Source organism: Methylobacterium sp. C25 (assembly GCF_021352225.1).
Taxonomy (GTDB): Bacteria; Pseudomonadota; Alphaproteobacteria; order Rhizobiales; family Beijerinckiaceae; genus Methylobacterium.
Genome location: NZ_JAAUVI010000001.1, coordinates 451361 through 470488, shown reverse-complemented (window position 1 = coordinate 470488; position 19128 = coordinate 451361). Strand labels below are relative to the sequence as shown.

Annotated in this window: 17 protein-coding genes; 14 read left to right on the top strand and 3 right to left on the bottom strand. The window is 67.3% G+C overall.

Annotation, left to right across the window (positions count from 1 at the left end; genetic code table 11):
• Nucleotides 1-64: 64 nt before the first annotated feature.
• From HCU64_RS02235 to HCU64_RS02180, 12 genes are all read left to right on the top strand, one after another.
• Nucleotides 65-2326: a glycoside hydrolase family 3 N-terminal domain-containing protein gene (locus HCU64_RS02235; protein WP_233382159.1), complete on the top strand. Its 2262-nt coding sequence runs from the start codon at nt 65-67 to the stop codon at nt 2324-2326.
• Nucleotides 2327-2482: 156 nt separating this feature from the next.
• Entirely contained in the window at nt 2483-2725 is a 243-nt protein-coding gene (locus HCU64_RS02230) for a hypothetical protein (protein ID WP_233382158.1), read from the top strand.
• Between the two features lie 296 nt (nt 2726-3021).
• On the top strand, nt 3022-3387 hold the full coding sequence (locus HCU64_RS02225; protein WP_233382157.1) for a hypothetical protein: 366 nt from the start codon (nt 3022-3024) through the stop codon (nt 3385-3387).
• Nucleotides 3388-3485: 98 nt separating this feature from the next.
• On the top strand, nt 3486-4595 hold the full coding sequence (locus HCU64_RS02220; RefSeq protein ID WP_233382156.1) for a DUF2125 domain-containing protein: 1110 nt from the start codon (nt 3486-3488) through the stop codon (nt 4593-4595).
• A gap of 74 nt (nt 4596-4669) precedes the next feature.
• Nucleotides 4670-5497 (top strand): type I methionyl aminopeptidase, encoded by an 828-nt coding sequence (gene map / locus HCU64_RS02215; protein WP_233382155.1) that lies wholly within the window; start codon nt 4670-4672, stop codon nt 5495-5497.
• A gap of 16 nt (nt 5498-5513) precedes the next feature.
• Nucleotides 5514-6251, top strand: coding sequence for a RadC family protein (radC, locus tag HCU64_RS02210; RefSeq protein ID WP_233382154.1), 738 nt, complete (start codon nt 5514-5516; stop codon nt 6249-6251).
• A 73-nt stretch (nt 6252-6324) separates the two neighbouring features.
• On the top strand, nt 6325-7764 hold the full coding sequence (locus HCU64_RS02205; protein ID WP_233382153.1) for a circularly permuted type 2 ATP-grasp protein: 1440 nt from the start codon (nt 6325-6327) through the stop codon (nt 7762-7764).
• A 191-nt stretch (nt 7765-7955) separates the two neighbouring features.
• Nucleotides 7956-8900 (top strand): alpha-E domain-containing protein, encoded by a 945-nt coding sequence (locus HCU64_RS02200; protein ID WP_233382152.1) that lies wholly within the window; start codon nt 7956-7958, stop codon nt 8898-8900.
• Between the two features lie 48 nt (nt 8901-8948).
• A complete protein-coding gene (locus HCU64_RS02195; protein ID WP_233382151.1) occupies nt 8949-9785 on the top strand; it encodes a transglutaminase family protein in 837 nt (278 codons plus the stop codon).
• Between the two features lie 88 nt (nt 9786-9873).
• Complete coding sequence (locus tag HCU64_RS02190; protein WP_233382150.1) at nt 9874-10626, top strand: peptidase; 753 nt, start codon at nt 9874-9876, stop codon at nt 10624-10626.
• A 91-nt stretch (nt 10627-10717) separates the two neighbouring features.
• The gene (locus HCU64_RS02185) at nt 10718-11323 is read left to right on the top strand and encodes a sulfite oxidase-like oxidoreductase (protein WP_233382149.1); all 606 of its coding nucleotides are present in this window, start codon (nt 10718-10720) and stop codon (nt 11321-11323) included.
• A complete protein-coding gene (locus HCU64_RS02180) occupies nt 11283-12044 on the top strand; it encodes a ferredoxin reductase (RefSeq protein WP_233382148.1) in 762 nt (253 codons plus the stop codon). Before HCU64_RS02185 ends, HCU64_RS02180 begins: the two co-directional genes overlap by 41 nt.
• Nucleotides 12045-12052: 8 nt before the next feature.
• On the opposite strand, the gene HCU64_RS02175 is transcribed toward HCU64_RS02180, so the two are convergent.
• A complete protein-coding gene (locus tag HCU64_RS02175; RefSeq protein WP_233382147.1) occupies nt 12053-13147 on the bottom strand; it encodes an NAD(P)/FAD-dependent oxidoreductase in 1095 nt (364 codons plus the stop codon).
• Nucleotides 13148-13155: 8 nt separating this feature from the next.
• Nucleotides 13156-14256 carry a calcium:proton antiporter gene (locus HCU64_RS02170; RefSeq protein ID WP_233382146.1) on the bottom strand — a complete coding sequence of 367 codons (1101 nt, stop codon included), beginning with the start codon at nt 14254-14256 and terminating at the stop codon, nt 13156-13158.
• 255 nt (nt 14257-14511) lie between these two features.
• Here HCU64_RS02170 and HCU64_RS02165 point away from each other — a divergent pair, with 255 nt between their 5' ends.
• Nucleotides 14512-16227 (top strand): DEAD/DEAH box helicase, encoded by a 1716-nt coding sequence (locus HCU64_RS02165; protein WP_233382145.1) that lies wholly within the window; start codon nt 14512-14514, stop codon nt 16225-16227.
• A 32-nt stretch (nt 16228-16259) separates the two neighbouring features.
• Here the strand turns inward: HCU64_RS02165 and HCU64_RS02160 are convergent, their stop codons facing one another.
• Nucleotides 16260-17183, bottom strand: coding sequence for a hypothetical protein (locus HCU64_RS02160; RefSeq protein ID WP_233382144.1), 924 nt, complete (start codon nt 17181-17183; stop codon nt 16260-16262).
• A 459-nt stretch (nt 17184-17642) separates the two neighbouring features.
• On the opposite strand from HCU64_RS02160, the gene HCU64_RS02155 reads away from it, so the two are divergent.
• Nucleotides 17643-19121, top strand: a complete 1479-nt coding sequence (locus tag HCU64_RS02155; RefSeq protein ID WP_233382143.1) for an ATP-binding protein — start codon at nt 17643-17645, stop codon at nt 19119-19121.
• The last annotated feature ends 7 nt before the right edge of the window (nt 19122-19128 follow it).

Genomic DNA, 19128 nt, shown 5'->3' with positions numbered 1-19128 from the left:
CGCAATTAAGCCATCCTGATCAGCGAGTTGTCTTCCCGCGTCGATCGAAACACGGCCTCGAGCCGTGGCGGTCGACCGGGAGGGGATGATGCGGGCCAAGGCTTTTCGGATCGGCGCACGGTTTTTCGCCGCCACGGCGCTCGTCTGCGCTGCATCGCTCGTGCGGGCCGAGACGATCGACGAGCGCGTCGAGGCGCTGCTCGGCAAGATGACGCTCGAGGAGAAGGCGGGGCAGCTCAACCTCGTCTCGCTGGAGCCCGGTTTCGACCCTGAGAGCGTTCGACGCGGCGAGGTCGGCGCGGTCATCAACTTCTCGAACCAACACCTGGCCTCCAACATCGATTCCTATGCCCGCTCCTCGCGGCTCGGCATCCCGCTCCTGGTCAGCCTCGACATCGTTCACGGCTACCGCACCGTGCTGCCGCTGCCGATCGGCATGGCGGCGAGCTTCGATCCCGGCCTCGTCCGGCGCGCCACCGCGGCTGCGGCGCGCGAGAGCCTCGCCGTCGGGGTCAACTGGTCCTTCGCGCCCATGGCCGACGTCGCCCGCGACCTGCGCTGGGGCCGCGTGGTCGAAGGGCTCGGCGAGGACCCCTGGCTCACCGGGCAACTCACCGCGGCACAGGTCGAGGGATTCCGTGATGGCGGCGTCGCCTCCACGCTGAAGCATTTCGCCGGCTACAGCGCCGTCAATGGCGGGCGCGACTACGACGTCACCTGGGTGCCGCCCACCGAGCTCTACGACACCTACCTGCCGCCGTTCCGCGCCGGCATCCGCGCCGGTGCGGACTCGGTGATGACCGCACTCACCGCGCTCAACGGCCTGCCGACCACGGCCGATCCGCATCTTATGACGCAGATCCTCCGGCGCGAATTGGGGTTCAAAGGCGTGCTGATCGCCGATTGGGAGGCGGTGGCGAGCCTGATCAAACACGGTGTCGCAAAGGACGGTGCCGACGCCACCCGCAAAGCCTTTGCGGCGGGCGTCGACATGGACATGACCAGCGGGCTGTTCGTGAAATACCTGCCGGACGAAGTCAGGGCAGGGCGTATCACGCAGGCCTCGCTCGACGAGTCCGTGCGCCGTGTGTTGCGGCTGAAATTCGGTCTCGGCCTGTTCGACAAGCCGCTGCTCGACCCGGCGTCGGCAGACGGCAAGCTGCTCACGCGCGAGACTCGCGCGGTCGCCCGCGAAGCCGCGCAAGCGAGCTTCGTGTTGCTCAAGAACCAGAACGATCTGCTGCCGATCAATCCCGCCAAGGTGAAGCGGATCGCGCTGGTTGGCCCCTTCGCCGAGTCCAAATGGGACCAGGTCGGCCCGCACGAGGGCAACGGCCAGGTCGACGACGTGATCTCGATCCGCACCGGCCTCGCCGAGCGCGCCGAAAAGGCCGGCATCACCCTCGACTTTGCCCCGGGCTGTGACCGCCTCTGTGCGGACCCGAGCGATGTCCCGAAAGCAGTGGAGGCGGCCAAGGCGGCCGATCTCGTCATCGCGGTCGTGGGCGAAGGGCGCGACCAGTCCGGCGAGGGTTCCTCGCGGGCCTATCTCGGCATGCGCGGCGCGCAGCAGGATCTGATCAGGCAGGTCGCCGCCACCGGCAAGCCGCTGGTGATGCTGGTCTTCGGCGGACGTCCGGTCGAATTGCACGAGGCGATCGACCGGGCCCAGGCCGCGATGATGATCTGGATTCCCGGCACAGAGGGCGGCCCGGCCGTGGCCGAGACGCTGTTCGGCGACGTCGCGCCGTCCGGCAAGATGCCGCTGAGCTGGCCGCGCACCGTTGGCCAGTTGCCGCTGACCTATGACCGCCGCCCCGGCGGCCGACCGCATATCGACGGGGCACGCTGGACGCTCGGATATACCGACGAGACCATCTCGCCGCTTTTCCCGTTCGGCTATGGGCTCACTTACACGCACTTCGCCTACGGGGATCCGGAAGTGCTCACGCCGAAGGTGGGCGTCGGGGATCGCCACGAGGCGACTCTGGAGGTCAAGACCAGCGTCACGAATACGGGCACGCGGCCCGGCCGCACGGTCGCCCAGCTCTATCTCAGCCAACCGGTGGCCAGCCGCAGCCGCCCCCTGCGCCTGCTGAAGGGTGCCGTGCCCTTGAGCCTGGCACCGGGCGAAACGGGAATCGCGCGCTTCCGGATCCCGTCTCGCGACCTCGGCTTCCACGAGGCGGACGGCACCTTGGTGGTGGAGGCCGGCAACTATCGCGTCTTCGTCGGCGAGGATTCCGATGCGGTGAAGGGCGCGGATTTCGCGGTCGAAACGGGTTGGCGCGGGGCGCCTGGCAATATTGAGGCGAGGAGCCGGTAGGTCGCGCCATCGTTTCATGTCGGCGATGCTGGCGGGCTATGGTCTCGCGCCGCTGGAAATCTGATTTCGGCCGGCGCATCACCTGTTCTCGTTCCGGCCACTCCCGCCACTGCTGCACTCGGCCTACCCTCACCGCGCAGCAGGAAGCGATGCGCCGTGACCAAAGCAAGCGAAGCCTTCGATATCAGCCTCTTCTGGATGGCAGGGCCGGACAAGCCTGATCGGACCTGCCTGCAATGGCCGGATACGACGGCCTGCGCGTCTTTCTCCGACGCGCTGGACAAAGCCAAATCGTCGTCGCCTGACGCAACCGCGCGACCCTGGATCGAGGCTGATGGCGTTCTCTTCGGACCGGCGCAGATCGAGGTGCTGTGTCGATTGACGGGTCTGCACGCGTAACCAGTCTCAGGCGGCATCGCATGCCGTTTTGCCAGAGCAGGATGGCAAATCGGGAAGCGGTCCAGGCCTCAACGTTCGCTGTTCGCTGGGCTCGACGCGGCAAGCCGGTCTCGTCTCACATTGGTTCGTGATCCCTCCGGCGGCGGTGTCGATCCAGGCTTGATCGCCCGGCTTCCGGCTCTGCTGATCGGCCTTGACGGCGGAGTCGATGCGTCGCTAAAACGAGAACAGAAAGTGAACAAAGTGCTTCGCGCACCGGCGGACCGGGCCGGAGCGGCGGATCGAGGAGAGCGCACATGGCCGAGGAGCGACTCAGAACCATCGCAAACCTGCGCGGGACGCCGGCGGTCACCTTGAGCGCCTGGCGTGGCCGGTCGGGCCGGCGCTATGTCGTCGGCGTGCACGAAATGGCCGAGACCGATCTCGCGGAGATGGGCGATGTCGTGGTGATCGCGGTGCGGCGCGACGGGTCCGGTATCGCGCAGCCCGTCTGCGTGGCGACGTCCGGCGAGAGCCCGCGGGAGCGGTTGAGGGGCGGCTGGCTGGCGCATGTCGCCCGGCGCGGCGCCACCGAGATGCATGTCCACCGCCTCGCCCAGACCGAGGACGAGCGCCGCGCCGTCCTGGAGGATTTGGACATTCCGGCCTCGGCTCTGAACTGATCGAACAGCGACGATCGCGCCGTCGCCCTTGCGCCGGCCGAACTCCTGTCGTCAAAGACGGCCCGCCCGCGACGTCCGGGCAGAGCCGAGGGACCGGGATGGCGCAGGGATCCGAGCCGAACACCGAACCGTCACCCGCCAAGGGGCGGCGGCGCTCGCGGATCGGGCTGTTTCTTCCCTACATCCTGCTGCTCCTGCTGGCGCTGCTGTGGTCGGCCGGCTGGTTCTGGATTCGCGGCAAGGCGGCCTCGGAGATGGATGCGTGGCTCGGCCGCGAGGCGGCGGCAGGACGCAACTGGACCTGCGCCGACCGCACGATCACCGGCTTTCCGTTCCGCATCGAACTGCGTTGCGCATCCCTGAAATTCGCGCGTTCGGATGGCGGCTTTACGCTCGGGCCCATCACGGCCCTGGTGCAGATCTACCAGCCGCGCCATGCCATCTTCGAGGCGACGGGGCCGTTCCATGTCGAGCAGGGAAATCTCGCCGGCGACGTGAACTGGTCCTCGCTGGAAGGGAGTTTCCACGGCGCCTCGGGCGGTTTCGTGCGCGCCTCGGTCGTCGTCGACGGACCGAAGGGCAGCGTGCGCGGTGGCCTGCCGGGCCAAGTGGATTTCGCGGCCAAGCATCTAGAGATGCATGCCCGCCCGACGCCTGGCCGCTTCGAGTCCGACGGAGCGGTCGATCTCAACCTGCGTCTGACCGACGGCGTGTTCCCCATGCTCGACCCGCTCGTGGGCAATGCCGATCCGATCGGGGCGTCCCTCGACGCGACGCTGGAGCGCGCCACCGTGTTGCGCACCCGCGCCGTCGAGCGTGAACTGGAGGCTTGGCGGCTGGCCGAAGGCCAACTCGACGTGACCTCACTCTCGCTGATCAAGGGCAACCGCCGCGTCCAGGCCAAGGGCGAGGTCGGCCTCGACGAGGCGCACCGGCCGGAGGGGCAGTTCGATGTTCGCGCCGCCGGTCTCGGAGATCTCGTCGCTCAGGTCATGGGCAAGCGCCTCGGCAACGACAAGGGCGGGCTGATCGGCAACCTCGTCGCCCAGTTCCTGGGGGGGATGAAGCGGCGCGATCCGGAAGCGGAGTCGGGGGCCGCAACCGCGGATCCGGCTCTGCAGCCCATCCCCACCGTGAAGCTCGCGGGGGGACGGTTGATGCTCGGGCCTTTCGCGATTCCGAACGTCGCGCTGCCGCCGCTCTATTGAAGTTCGGCAGGGTTGGCGGCACCTGCAACCGGGCGTAGACAGACGTTCGACCAGATGCCTCCAAGCAAAGATCCATGAGCCGAGAAGACCAGGCCGTCGCCGCCAGCAGCCGGCGCTCGCCCGAGCCGCCGATCCACGGGCCCGAGGGGTTCGAGGGAATGCGCCGAGCCGGCCGCCTGACGGCCGAGGCGCTCGACCTGCTCGTCGAGGCGACGCAGCCCGGCGTCACAACGGAGCATCTCGACCGGCTCGCCTTCACCTTCGCGATGGATCACGGGGCCTATCCGGCCTCGCTGATGTATCGCGGTTACCCGAAGTCGATCTGCACCTCGATCAACCACGTCGTCTGCCACGGCATCCCGAACGACAAGCCGCTTCGCGATGGAGACATCGTCAACCTCGACATTTGCCTGATCCTCGACGGTTGGCACGGGGATTCGAGCCGCATGGCCTACGTCGGAGAGGTGCCGCGCAAGGCGCAGCGCCTGTGCGAAATCACCTACGAGTCGCTGATGCGCGGTATCCAGGCGATCAAGCCCGGCGGCTCCACCACCGATATCGGCCACGCCATCCAGACATATGCCGAGGCCGAGCGCTGCTCTGTCGTTCGCGATTTCTGTGGCCATGGCCTCGGCCGTGTCTACCACGACGCACCGACCATTCTGCACTACGTCGAGGCAAGCTACGACGTGCCGTTCAAGCCGGGCCAGTTCTTCACCGTCGAGCCGATGATCAATCTTGGGCGCCCGTCGGTGAAGGTGCTCTCGGACGGCTGGACTGCGGTGACACGCGACCGCTCGCTCTCCGCCCAGTTCGAACACACCGTCGCGGTCACCGAGACCGGGTACGAGATCTTCACGCTGTCGCCGAAGGGGCTCGACCAGCCGAAGCCGCAGGTCTGAGCGAAGGCCCGCGCCGATGAAGAGCCGAGTGCCGTCGTCCTCGACGCCCGATCTGCTCGGCGCCGAGCCGGCGGCCAAGCCGGAACAGCCGCATTACATCGGGCACCGTGACCGCCTGCGCGAGCGTTTCCTCAAGAACGCCGAGGCGCTGCCTGACTACGAGTTGCTCGAACTCGTTCTTTTTCGTTCGATACCCCGCAAGGATGTGAAGCCGCTCGCCAAGAAGTTGGTCGATCGCTTCGGGTCGTATGCTGCGGTTCTTTCAGCCGAACCGAGCCAATTGGCAGAGATCAAAGGTATCGGAGACAACGTCGCCGCGGATCTGAAGCTCGTCGCCGTTGCCGGGCAGCGCATTGCCCGCAGCGTGATCGGAGAGACCCCGGTGATGTCATCGTGGAGTGCGCTCGTCGAATATCTCCGCTCGGCCATGGCTTTCTCAGGTCGCGAAGAGTTTCGGGTGCTGTTCCTCAACAAGCGCAACCAGCTCATCCGCGACGAGGTGCAGGGACGCGGCACCGTCGACCACACGCCAGCCTATCCCCGCGAGGTCGCCAAGCGCGCGCTCGAACTCGGCGCAACGGCACTTATCCTCGCCCATAACCACCCATCGGGCGACCCCAAGCCGTCCGGCGCGGACATCAAGATGACCCGCGAGATCGTTTCGGTGCTCGCCCCGCTCGGGATCGTCGTCCACGACCACGTCATCCTCGGCCGTGACGGTCATGCAAGTTTCAAGGGACTGAAGCTGATCTGAGATCGTGGCGAACCTCAGGTCTTCCCCTGGCCTGCCTCTTGCCTAGGTGAACGTAGAGCAAGGGGAGTCACGAATGGCGCTGGCGAAAGCCTTCGACGAAATGAACGGGCCGGGAGATCTGCCCGCCGGAGGACCGGTCCGCGACGCCTACGACACTCTGAAGGCTTGGCTCGACAAGACTCCGCCCGAGCATTTCAACACCCGCCGCAGCCAGGCCGAAATGCTGTTTCGGCGCATCGGCATCACCTTCGCCGTTTACGGCTCGAATGATTCCACCGAGCGGCTGATCCCGTTCGACATCATTCCGCGGGTTTTGACCAAGCCGGAATGGGATTTTCTGGAGCGGGGACTGAAGCAGCGCGTCACCGCGCTCAACATGTTCCTCAACGACATCTACGGCGCGGAGGAGTGCATCAAGGCGGGCGTGATCCCGGCCGATCTGGTCTATCGGAACCAGCACTACCAGATGGAGATGCGCGCCTTCCGGGTGCCGCACGATCTCTACGTCCACATCGCCGGCATCGACATCGTCCGCACCGGCGAGAAGGACTTCTTCGTCCTCGAGGACAATGCCCGCACGCCCTCGGGCGTCTCCTACATGCTGGAGAACCGCGAGGTGATGCTGCGGCTCTTCCCGGAGCTGTTCTCGCGCCATCGCGTCGCGCCGGTCGAGAACTATCCCGATGCCCTGCTCGCCACCTTGCGCAGCCTCGCTCCGCAATCGGCGACGCGCGATCCGACCGTCGTGCTGCTGACGCCGGGCCGCTACAACTCGGCCTTCTACGAGCACTCGTTCCTGGCGGACAAACTCGGCGTCGAGCTGGTGGAGGCAGGCGATCTCTTCACCAAGGACGACGTCGTCTACATGCGCACCACCGAGGGGCCGCGTCGCGTCGACGTGATCTACCGCCGGCTGGACGATGCCTTCCTCGATCCGCTGGTCTTCCGGCCGGACAGCGTCCTCGGCGTGCCCGGCCTGATGAACGCCTATGAGCGCGGCAACGTCACGTTGTCGAACGCCGTCGGCACCGGCATCTCGGATGACAAGGCCGTCTACAGCTATATGCCTGAAATCGTGAAGTTCTTCACGGGCGAGGAGCCGATTCTACACAACGTGCCGACCTATCGTTGCCGCGAGAAGGAGGCCTTCTCCTACGTGATGGATAACCTCAAGGATCTCGTCGTGAAGGAGGTCAACGGCTCGGGCGGCTACGGCATGCTGGTCGGCCCACACGCGACTCGCCGCGAGATCGAGGAGTTCGGCAAGCGGCTGCGCCATGCGCCGGACGGGTTCATTGCTCAGCCGACGCTGTCGCTTTCGACCTGCCCGACCTTCGTCGCCTCCGGCGTCGCGCCGCGCCACGTCGACCTGCGCCCCTTCGTGCTCGCCGGGGCCGACGAGATCCGCATCGTGCCGGGCGGCCTGACCCGCGTGGCGCTGAAGGAGGGCTCGCTCGTCGTCAATTCCAGCCAGGGCGGCGGCACCAAGGACACATGGGTGCTCGACGCTTGACCGGATTGCGCAACGCAGAGGCGGCTGCTGGGCCCGCCTTCCAAAGGAGCTGCGCAGGAAGTGAGCAGATGCCCCTTTTTCAAGCAATTCCGCGTCGCGGGGTAGCGGTTCGGGCCGCCGCTTGCGACGACATTCTCGCTCTTTCCTCCCATATCGGCCTTTTCGGGCCCGACGCAGCCGTGACCTGAGCCATGCTGTCCCGCACCGCCGACAACCTCTACTGGCTCTCGCGCTACGCCGAGCGTGCCGATTTCGTCGCGCGCATCCTCGATGCGGCGCATCGCCTGGCCGCCCTGCCGTCGAGCTACGGTGGCCGGGCAAGCAACGAGTGGGCATCGGCACTCGAATCCACGGGCGACGCCGACGAGTTCAAGAAGCACTACGACGCCGTCAACGAGCACACCGTCTGCGACTTCCTCGCCTTCTCGCGGCACAACCCGTCCTCGATCCGCTCCTGCATCGAGACCGCCCGCGAGAATGCCCGCTCGATCCGCACGGCGCTGACCACCGAGATGTGGGACGCGATTAACGGCGCCTGGCTGGAGCTGCGCAGCTACGAAGGCCGCGAGCTGTCGCGGGACGAGTTCTCGCAGTTCCTCGATTGGGTGAAGCAGGTTTCGCTGGCCTTCGACGGCTCGGCCTACCGCACGATGCTGCGCAACGACGGCTACTGGTTCACCCGCCTCGGTATGGCGATCGAGCGGGCCGACAACACGGCCCGCATCCTCGACGTGAAGTACCAGATCCTGCTGCCGGCCTCGGAGCGTGTCGGCGGCACGCTCGACTATTTCCAGTGGACCACGATCCTGCGCGAAGTGTCGGCTTTCAACGCCTATCATTGGGTCTACCGCGAGAGCATCAAGCCGGTGCTCGTCGCCGACCTCCTGATCTTCAACCGCCAGATGCCGCGCTCGCTCACCAACTGCGTCGGCATGCTGGTGGAACATCTCGACCTGATCGCGGATTCCTACGGTCGCCGCGGTGAGAGCCAGCGGCTGGCGAGCAACCTGCGCAGCTATCTGCACAACGCCGACATCGACCGGATCTTCGCCTCGGGGCTGCACGAGTTCATCGAGGCCTTCATCGGCGAGAACAACAAGCTCGGGGCGGCAATCAGCGACCAGTATCTGATATAGGCTCGCGCCAACCGCTCCTCGCTCACCCCACGCATCCGGGATTCAGGCATGCGCATCCGCGTCGTTCACGACACGATCTACACCTACGAGCAACCGGCACGCGGCCTGATTCAGGTCCTCCGGCTGACCCCGCGCGACCACGATGGGCAACACGTGCGCGAGTGGCGGATCGAGCCCTCGGTCGACGGGCGGCTGACGGCGCGCGAGGACGGGTTCGGCAACATCGTCCACTGGTTCACTGCCGACGAGGCGGCCGATGCGCTCACCGTGCGCGTGACCGGCGAGGTCGAGACCTTCGATACCGCCGGCATCGTGCGCGGCGCAGTGGAACGGCTGCCCGAGCCGTTCTACCTGCGCGAGACGCCGTTGACCGAGCCGAGCCCCGAGATCCAGGCCTTCGCACACGAGACCACGTCGGGCGGCGCGGGTGAACGCCTGTCGGTGCTGCACAAGCTCCTCGCCGCGATCCCCGAACGCGTGGCCTTCGAGCCGGGTCCGACCAGCGCCAGCACCACGGCATCCGCCTCGTTCGAAGCCGGCAAGGGCGTCTGCCAGGACATGGCGCACGTCTTCATCGCGGCGGCGCGCCATCTCGAGATCCCGACCCGCTACGTCTCCGGCTATGTCCGTTCCGAGGAAGAGGTGGACGAGCAGCGTACCGGACATGCCTGGGCAGAGGCGTTGGTGCCGGGCCTCGGTTGGGTCGGCTTCGACGCGGCCCACGGCATCTCGACGACCGATGCCCATGTCCGAGTTGCGATCGGCCTCGATTATCTCGGCGCAGCCCCGATCCGCGGCAGTCGTGTCGGTGGCGGCACGGAAGGTCTGGAAGTGCGCCTGCGGGTCGACGAGGCGATGCTCGCCCAGAGCCAGTCTCAGGGCTGACCGCCTCACCAATCGACGGCCTTGCGCCACGCCAGCCCGATATGCGATCCGGGCGCCCGATTTCCCCCGTGACGAGGCCTCTGTCGCGATGACGTACTGCGTCGGAGTCCTGGTCGAGGATGGGCTGGTGATGATCGCCGATACCCGCACCAATGCGGGGCTCGACGACATCTCGACCTTCCGAAAGCTGCAGCTGTTCAACGTCCCGGGCGAGCGGGTGATCATGCTCGCCTCCGCCGGCAACCTCTCGGTGACGCAGTCCGTCCTGAGCCTGCTGCGCGAGGGCGTCGACGACGTCGAGGGGCAGCCGCCCGAGAAGCTCGTTGACGTGCCGAGCATGTTCAAGGCGGCGCAACTCGTCGGCCGAGCCGTCCGGCAGGTCCGCAAGATCGAGCACGAAGGCTTCGAACGGGCCAATATCCGCTTCGAGGTCTCCTTCCTGCTCGGTGGCCAGATCGGCACCGGCGAGATGCGGCTGTTCATGGTCTACTCGGCCGGCAACTTCATCGAATGCGGGAAGGACTCGCCCTTCCTGCAGATCGGTGAGCACAAATACGGCAAGCCGATCCTCGACCGCGCGGTTACTTCGAGTCTCGACCTTTACGACGCCCTCAAGGTTGCTCTGGTCTCGATGGACTCGACGATGCGCTCGAACCTCGGCGTTGGGCTGCCGATCGACATCGCGGTGGCGCGCCGCGGAGCCCTGACCCTCGAAGTCGATCACCGGATCGAGGCCGGAGAGCCCTATTTCCACGACCTGCGCGAGCGCTGGTCGGCCGCTCTGCGTGCAGCGCACCGCGCGATCCCGCGCCCTCCCTACGGTCCTCCCAAAAACAAGTAATCGAGCGCGCCGAGGCGGCCTTTGAACTCCACGAGCTCAAGGAGCATATCGGGGCGCTGAGGCCGGGTGCGGCGAGAGAGTGGAGGGACGGATGGTGACACGGGGCTTTACAGGCCGGCCGCCGAAGGCCGACGTCGCTGCGCGTCTGCCGCCGGGCCAGTATCTCACCGAGGACTTTCCGGTGTTGCAGCTCGGGCCCACGCCTCGGGTGACGGAGGAGACCTGGAGCTTCACCCTGCGCGATGGCCCCCGGCCGTTGAAGAGCTGGACCTGGGCCGAATTCGCGCGGCTGCCGCATACCCGCTGGAAGGGTGACATCCACTGCGTCACCAAGTGGTCGAAGTTCGACACCGCCTGGGAGGGCGTGAGCTTCGACGACATCCTGGCCGATGTTGGGATCGAGCCGCCGACGGACTTCACGTTGTTCGAAGGTTTCGACGACTATACCACCAACGTGCCGGTCGCGGATCTACGCGGTGGCCGGGCGATGGTGGCGACCTCCTACGAGGGCAAGCCGATCCCGCCCGATCATGGCGGCCCTGCACGCCTACTCGTGCCGCATCTCTATTTCTGGAAGAGCCCGAAATGGGTGAAGGGCTTGCGCTTCACCCGGAAGGACGAGGGCGGATTCTGGGAGCTTCGCGGCTATCACATGTATGGCGATCCCTGGCGCGAGCAGCGCTTCACCGGAGACTGACGTGGCCGCAGACAGGGTGCCCTGGCGTAAAGCCAGGATTGGCGCGATCACGCCGGTGACACCGCGCGTGAAGAGCGTGCGTTTTACGGGACTCGACGGGACTCATCGGGCCGGCCAGCACGTCGAACTGCGCCTCACGGCGCCGGACGGCTATCAGGCGCAGCGCAGCTACTCGATTGCTTCTGCCCCGGGTGACGCTGACGGGCTCGAATTGATGATCGAGGGGCTCACGGGCGGAGAGGTGTCGAGCTACTTCGCCGATATCGCCGAGGTCGGTGACGAGGTCGAGCTGCGCGGGCCGATCGGCGGGTCCTTCGTCTGGTCGCCCGAGGATGGCGGCCCCGTCCTCCTGATCGGCGGCGGGTCCGGCGTGGTGCCGCTGCTCTCGATGCTGCGGGCGCGCGCCGAGACTGGCAGCGAGACGCCGATGCTGCTGATCTATTCCGTGCGCGAGGCGGCGGAGGCGATCCTGCGGGAGGAGTTGGAGGCGCGCGCGCGCGACGAACCGGGCTTCGATCTCACCCTGCTGACGACCCGGGAGGGCGCCACGGCCGGGCGCCGCGTCGACCGGGTCATGATCGAGACCGCCCTCGACCATATCGGCAAGCCACGCCACGTCTTCGTCTGCGGCGGCAATGCCTTCGTCGGCACGGTCTCGGATCTGCTCGTCGATGCCGGGGTGAAGCCGGGCGCCATCCGCACCGAGCGCTTCGGCGGCTGACTCTGCCTTCAGGCCCGCAGCTGGTCGGCCACATGCTCAGCAAGCGACAGGGACGACGTCAGACCAGGGCTCTCGATACCGAACAATTGGACAAGGCCGGGAAGACCCTGCTCGTCCGGACCGTCGATCACGAAATCGGCGGCCGGTTCGCCGGGCCCGGAGAGTTTGGGACGGATCCCGGCATAGTCAGGCGTCAGACGTCCAGCCGGCAGCCCCGGCCAATAGCGCCGGATCGACGCCTCGAACACGGCGGCCATTTCGGGCTCGACCGTATAATCGGGCGTCTCGATCCATGCGACGTCCGGGCCGAAGCGCATCCGCCCGGCGAGATCCAGCGTGAGATGGGTGCCGAGACCGCCCTCGACCGGGGCCGGATAGATGAGCCGCGTGAAGGCCGGCTTACCCATGCAGCCGAAATAGCGCCCCTTGGCGAGGACCTGCCGTGGCACGCGCTCTGCGGAATAACCCTCGATCGCTCGGGCGACGGTCTGCGCGCCGAGCCCTGCGGCATTCACGACGGCATCGACGTCGAGGGTCCCAGGGCTTGGGCCGCCGAAATCGACCCTCCAGCGGTTGGCGACGCGCCGCATCGAGCCGACCGGCGTGCGTAGCGCCAGTGTTCCGCCCGCATCCTCGATCGTCCCCAGAAGCGCCAGCATCAGCGCGTGGCTGTCGATGATGCCGGTCTCCGGCGAGTCGATTGCGGCGACGCAGGCGAGGTTGGGTTCGAGCCGCCGCGCTTCCGCGCCCTCGAGCAGCCTCAGACCTTCGACGCCGTTGGCGAGCCCACGGGCCTGGATCGCCTCGATACTGGCGCGCTCGCCCTCCGAGGTCGCGACGATCAGCTTGCCGCAGGCGCGATGTGGGACACCGTGGCGCTCGCAGAACGCGTAGAGCAGGCGGCGTCCCTCGACGCAGTGGAGCGCGCGCAGCGACCCGGCCGGGTAATACATGCCACCATGGATCACTTCGGAGCTGCGGGATGACACGCCAGTCCCGAAGGCCGTTGCAGCCTCCGCCACGATGACGTCGTGCCCGCGCAGGGCCAGTGCTCGCCCAACGGCGAGACCGATCACGCCGGCGCCGATGATGAGCACGTCCATCGTTCAACTCACGGCGAGAAGATCAGCGTCAGGTAGACGAAGAACAGCACTAGATGCACCGCCCCTTCCAGCACCGTCGTGCGGGTGCCGGAAAAGGTCAGCGTGCTCAGGATCAGGGTGACCGCCAGCAGCGTCATCTCGGTGGGGGCGAGGCCTAGGATGACGGTCTGGTGGGTGATGAGGCCGACGGCGAGGATCGCCGGCACGGTGAGGCCGACCGTCGATGTGGCCGCGCCGAGGCAGAGGTTGATCGCCCGCTGCAGCTCGTTGCGCGAGACGGCCTTGAGCGCGCTGATCCCTTCTGGCGTGAACACGATCCCGGCGATGAGCACGCCGCCGAGCGCGTGCGGCGCGCCAAGCGCGGCGATGCCGTGGTCGAGCAGCTTGGCGAGGCTCTTTGCGAGCAGCACGATCGGCAGGATGTTGGCGAGCAGAAGAGCCGTATGGATCAGGACGGCCTTGGCCGAAGCCTCGCCCTTGTGCCCTTCAGGCGCGGCCTCGCTCTCCTCCGCCTCGGCTTCCAGGAAGAAGCTCTTGTGCCGGTTGGTCTGGATCAGCAGAAAGACGCCGTAGAGCGCGATCGTGAAGATCGAGAACGAGATTGCCTGGAAAGGCGTGAGAGAGCCGTTCGTCGTCGAGGTCGTGAAGTTCGGGATGATCAGCGCGATCACCGTCAGCGGAATGATGACCGACAGGAAGGCGGCGGCGCCCTTCAAGTTGTAGCGCTGCTGGTGGTGGCGCAGGCCGCCGATCAGCAGGCCGAGGCCCACGACGCCGTTCAGGACGATCATCAGGACGGCGAACATCGTGTCGCGCCCGAGCGTCGGCGCATCCTTGGCTGACAGCATCACGGCGGAGACCAGCACCACCTCGATGATGACGATGGAGAGGGTGAGGATCAGCGTGCCGAGCGGCTCGCCGAGACGATGCGCCAGGTCTTCCGCTTCGTGCACAACGCCGAAGGCCGACCACATGATGACGAGGAAGAGCCAGAGGAACAGCCCGGTCACCCAGAGTGGCGAGGCCAGATCTCCGAGCCAGCCGGTGCCGAACACGGCGAAGGCCGCCACGCTCGCCCAGGCGACCACCAAGCGCAGAAGCGTTCCCATCCTCTCCCTTTCCCACAGCGACACGGTTTCGTGGCATGCGTCGGTCGGCGCGACAACCCGATGAAGGGATGGACAATTTTCCACTGCAGCGCGGGACGTGCCGCATCGCACGAGCGGCATGCGTCGCTGGCCGTGGCCTTCCGGGCCGGGTGCGCGTAGGAAGCGCGTCTGCTTCTCATCCGAGACCGGCTTGCCGCCGGACGGATCGCGGGCCGCCCAGCGTTGCCCGCCCCAAGACTCCAAGGTCGATTGCCCGTGCCGTTTCCGATACTTCCAGCCCCGCTCGCGCGGACGCTCGCCGCACGCGGCTACGAAGAGCCGACCCCGGTTCAGGAGGCCGTGCTCGATGCCGGGTCCCAGGGCCGCGACCTGCTGGTCTCGGCTCAGACCGGGTCGGGCAAGACCGTGGCCTTCGGCATCGCCCTCGCCGAACGCCTGCTCGGAGAGGACGAGACGCTACCGCCTCCCGGCGCCCCGCTCGCGCTGGTGATCGCGCCGACGCGCGAGCTGGCTCTGCAGGTCGAGCGCGAGCTGTCCTGGCTCTACGCCGAGACCGGTGCGCGGGTGGTGCCCTGCGTCGGCGGCATGGACCCGCGCCGCGAGGCGAGGGCACTCGATGCCGGCGTCCATATCGTGGTCGGTACGCCGGGGCGCCTGCGCGACCATATCGAGCGCGGCCGCCTCAAGACCGAGACGCTCGCGGCCGTCGTGCTCGACGAAGCCGACGAGATGCTCGATCTCGGGTTCCGCGACGACCTCGAATTCATTCTCTCCGCAGCGCCTCCGACGCGGCGCACGCTGCTCTTCTCCGCCACGCTGCCGAAGCTCATCACTGCGCTCGCCGAGCGTTACCAGCGCGACGCCCTGCGGCTGGCCGTGGCCGGCGCCTCGCGCGGGCATGCGGACATCCAGTACCGGGCCGTGCGGGTCTATCCGCGCGAGATCGAGCACGCCGTCGTCAACGTGCTGCGTTACGTCGATGCGCCGACCTCGATCGTGTTCTGCAATACCCGCGAGGGCGTGCGCCATCTCCAGGCCTCGCTGATCGAGCGCGGCTTCACCGCCGTGGCGCTGTCGGGCGAACTCGGCCAGGGCGAGCGCAACGCGGCGCTCCAGGCCCTGCGCGATGGCCGCGCGCGGGTCTGCGTCGCCACCGACGTCGCCGCCCGCGGCATCGATCTGCCGGGTCTCGACCTCGTCATCCATGCCGACCTGCCGCACGATGCCGAGGTGATGCAGCACCGTAGCGGCCGCACGGGCCGTGCCGGGCGCAAGGGCACCAGCGTGCTGCTCGTCGCCGGCTCGCGGCGCCGCCGTGCCGAGCAGATGCTCGCGATCGCCGGCGTCAGCTATGAGTGGAGCGGCCCGCCCACCGCCGACGAGGTTCGCGTCCTCGATCGCGAGCGTATGCTCGACGACCCGTCCTTCAGCGAGGAGCCGAACGAGGAAGACCGGGAATGGGCCGATGCCCTGCTCGCCAAGCTGCCTCCCGAGAAGCTCGCCGCAGCGCTCGCCCGCGCCTACCGCGCCCGCATCCCGGCCCCCGAGGAGGTCGGTGATCCGAACTTTTCCACGGAGTCACGCCAGAGCCAGCGCAAGGCCGCAGCCGGCGAGCGTGGCGCCGTGCCGGTCGGCGCGCCCCGCGTCGGCGAAGATGGTCCCTCGGTCTGGTTCCGGCTCAATCTCGGTCGCCGGGACTCCGCCGATCCGCGCCGTCTGCTGCCGATGCTGACCCGTCGCGGCAAGATCGGGCGCGGCGACATCGGCGCGATCCGGATCTTCGAGCGCGAGACCAAGTTCGAGATCCGCGCAACGGCTGCTGCCGACTTCGCGGCCGCCTTCGAGCGCGGGCCGCCCGACGTCGCCATCGAGAGGCTGGCGGGTGAGGGGGCTCCGCCGCCGAAGAAGCATAGCCCGCGTGCCAACAAGCATCGTCGCGAAGTTGGAAAGCCGAAGCGCCAGCATGGCTGAACGCGTCCGGCTGGCCTGAGCCGTCTACCGGCTCAGTCCTCCTTGGTGTCGCCGCCGAAGATTCCGGTGATCGCCTTGACGCCAGCCCGGAACTGACGGGCGCCCGGAATATCGGAATCGTCGCTGCTTGCTGCAGCGGGCGTTGCCGCCGGGGCATCGTCCGGCTCGGCCGAAGCGGTCTTCGCGGTCGCCTTGCGCGCAGCCGCCTTCTGCACCGTCGGCTTGGCCGCAACGGCCTTATGCGCCGGGGGAGGGGAGGTCACGGTCGCGGTTGAGGTCGGCTCCGCCTGCGCGTCCGGCTCGTGGCTCGGCGAAGCCACGGGAGCGATGGAAGCCGCCTGCACAGGCTTTGCCTTCACCGTCTCGGCGCGGGCCGGCGCGATGGTCGCGACGGTACGGACTGGCGGCGCGACGATCGCGGCCGTCCGGGTTGCGGGGACCGTCGCCGCGTTCTGGATCTGGGGCGGGGTCGGGCCAGTGCGAAGGGCCGGCGCCTGCGGATCGAAGGCCGCGGCACTCGCGACGGCCTCCGGCTTGGCGGCCGGTGCTGCGGCAACGGCCTCCTTGGCCGGCTCAGGAGCGGGGTCGGCAACGGGCGTCGCGACGGCAGCCTTCTGGACGATCGGCTGCGATGCCTCCACGGGCTCGGTGGCCGTGGGACGCGGCAGATTGAAGGTCGTTGCCTTGGCCGGGCCGTTGCTGTCGACCAGCGCAGGCAGGCCGTCCTTCAAATCGGGCATTGAGGCCGCGGACTGCATCGGCTTCGGCAAGCGGGCGCGTGGATCCGCAAGCGTCGAAAAGAACGAGAAGGCGCCGACGGTGAAGGCGATCAGCCCGGCTCCGCCGAGGCCGCCGATCAGCATCGTGCGCAGCGGCAGCCGCAGGCGAGCCTTGGCAAACGACGGTGCGGGAGAGGCGCCGCCTCGGACCTCGGACGGATCGATGTTTACCGTCATCAGATCGGACTCTCGAACGTTGTACAATGGCAACGACCCGACCCCGACATTGCGGCTACAAGATGTCTGAAGCGCTGGGCACAGTCGTCGTGACCCAACATTCTCACAGAAACTGATCTAGGCGCGCACGATTAAGGAAGGGTCACCGGCCTGCACTTGACCAATCCCGGTATGGGGCGCGGCGAGACTCTCGGGAGCGGCTTACACTCCTGTCTCGTCTCCAGATTGGCGCTCTTCATGCGGCCGCCTCGCATCCCGTCGCACACTTCCTCCTAAGAGAATCATCAGTGCATCTGGTCGTCCCGCGTCATGGACATCGTCCCGGTGATCGGCGAAGTTCGAACGAGCGAAAACAGCAAGGACCCAAGTGCCTTATCCGATGGTCCTTTGCCGAAATATCCCGAGTTCGGGGCTGGCGCGGATGGATGTGACACCGATCTGAATGCCGCGCCGATGACCATGATGCCGAAAAGCACGGAGTTCGATCACCAAATCGTCGACCGGGATGCGGTGCGACGCCGCGCCTCCATCTGGGCGAGCCTGCCGACGCGCACGCGGCTCATCTTGGTGGTGCTTGCAATCGATGTCCTCGCCGCGATCGTCTGCTGCGCGGTAATGGTGCTGAATGCGCGCTCCGCCGTGATCGTGGAGATGAATGCGACGCGGGCCACCGTCGAGCCGCTGGTTGCCGACACCATTCGCATGGCGCGCAACCCATCGCCCGAGAACCTGCTCCACACCCTCGATCTGCGCCTCCAAACCCTGCGGCACGTGCGGGTCGCGGTCTTCGATGCGAAGGGCGAGCGGATCGGCTTCGTGCTGCCGAACCTGCGCCGAGACGATCACGTCGCGCCGTCCTGGTTCGTGGCGCTGATCGCGCCTCCGCCCGAGCAGCACGAATTGCCGATCGTCGTGAACGGAAGTCCGATCGGCAAGGCGGTGGTCACCGCGGAGCCCTTGGATGAGATCGACGAGGTCTGGGGTTACGCGGTGTCGCTATCGCTGGCGAGTCTGCTCCTCAATCTCGCGGTTTTGGCTGCTCTCGCCATCGCCTTCGGGCGCGTCCTGAAACCCCTGGAGCGTCTCGCCGATGGGCTGACCCGTCTCGAGCGCCACGACTACACGGCCCATCTCGATGCGCCGGCCTCTCGTGAACTGGCGGTGATCGCAGAACGCTTCAACAGTGTCGCCGGTGCCCTGGGAGAAGCCCGGGCGGCAAATGGCCGGCTCAACCGCCAATTGCTGACGGCGCAGGACGACGAGGGACGTCGGATCGCCCTCGAACTGCACGACGAATTCGGCCCCTGCCTGTTCGCCCTGGAGGCCAATGCGTCCTCGATCGCTCGCATTGCAGACGGAGAAAGCACACCGGATCGCGGCAAGCTCGCCGCGCGTGCGGCCGAGATCGGCGGCATCGTCGGCCAGGTTCAGGCCCGCAACCGTGAGCTGCTCAATCGGCTTCGTCCCCATGCGCTTGGTCAGGTGCCGCTCTCCGAGTGCCTGAATCTGCTGCTCGCGGATTTTGGCAGGCGTCATCCCGGTACGGCGTTCGAAGGCAGCTTCGAGGGTCTGGCGCGCGGTTACGGTGACCTCGTTGATCTGACCGTGTTCCGCTGCATCCAGGAAAGCATGACCAATGCCGTCCGCCACGGCGGGGCCACGCATGTCCGGGCCGAGGCCCATGAGCGCCGCGGATCTTCCGGCGGTGGCCTCTCGACTTTGCACGTCGTCATCCGAGACGACGGCACGGGATTGCCGCACTCGCACGGCACCGGGCTCGGCCTGTCCGGCATGCGCGAGCGCGTCGAAGCCCTCGACGGCACCTTCGCGCTTGACAATGCGGCTCCCGGAGCGGTTGTGCGGATTGTCATCCCCATCGAGCCCGAGGTAGCCGAGGATGTCCGGTCCGAGCATCCGCCAGCCCCGCCCTCGTCCTGAACGCGCC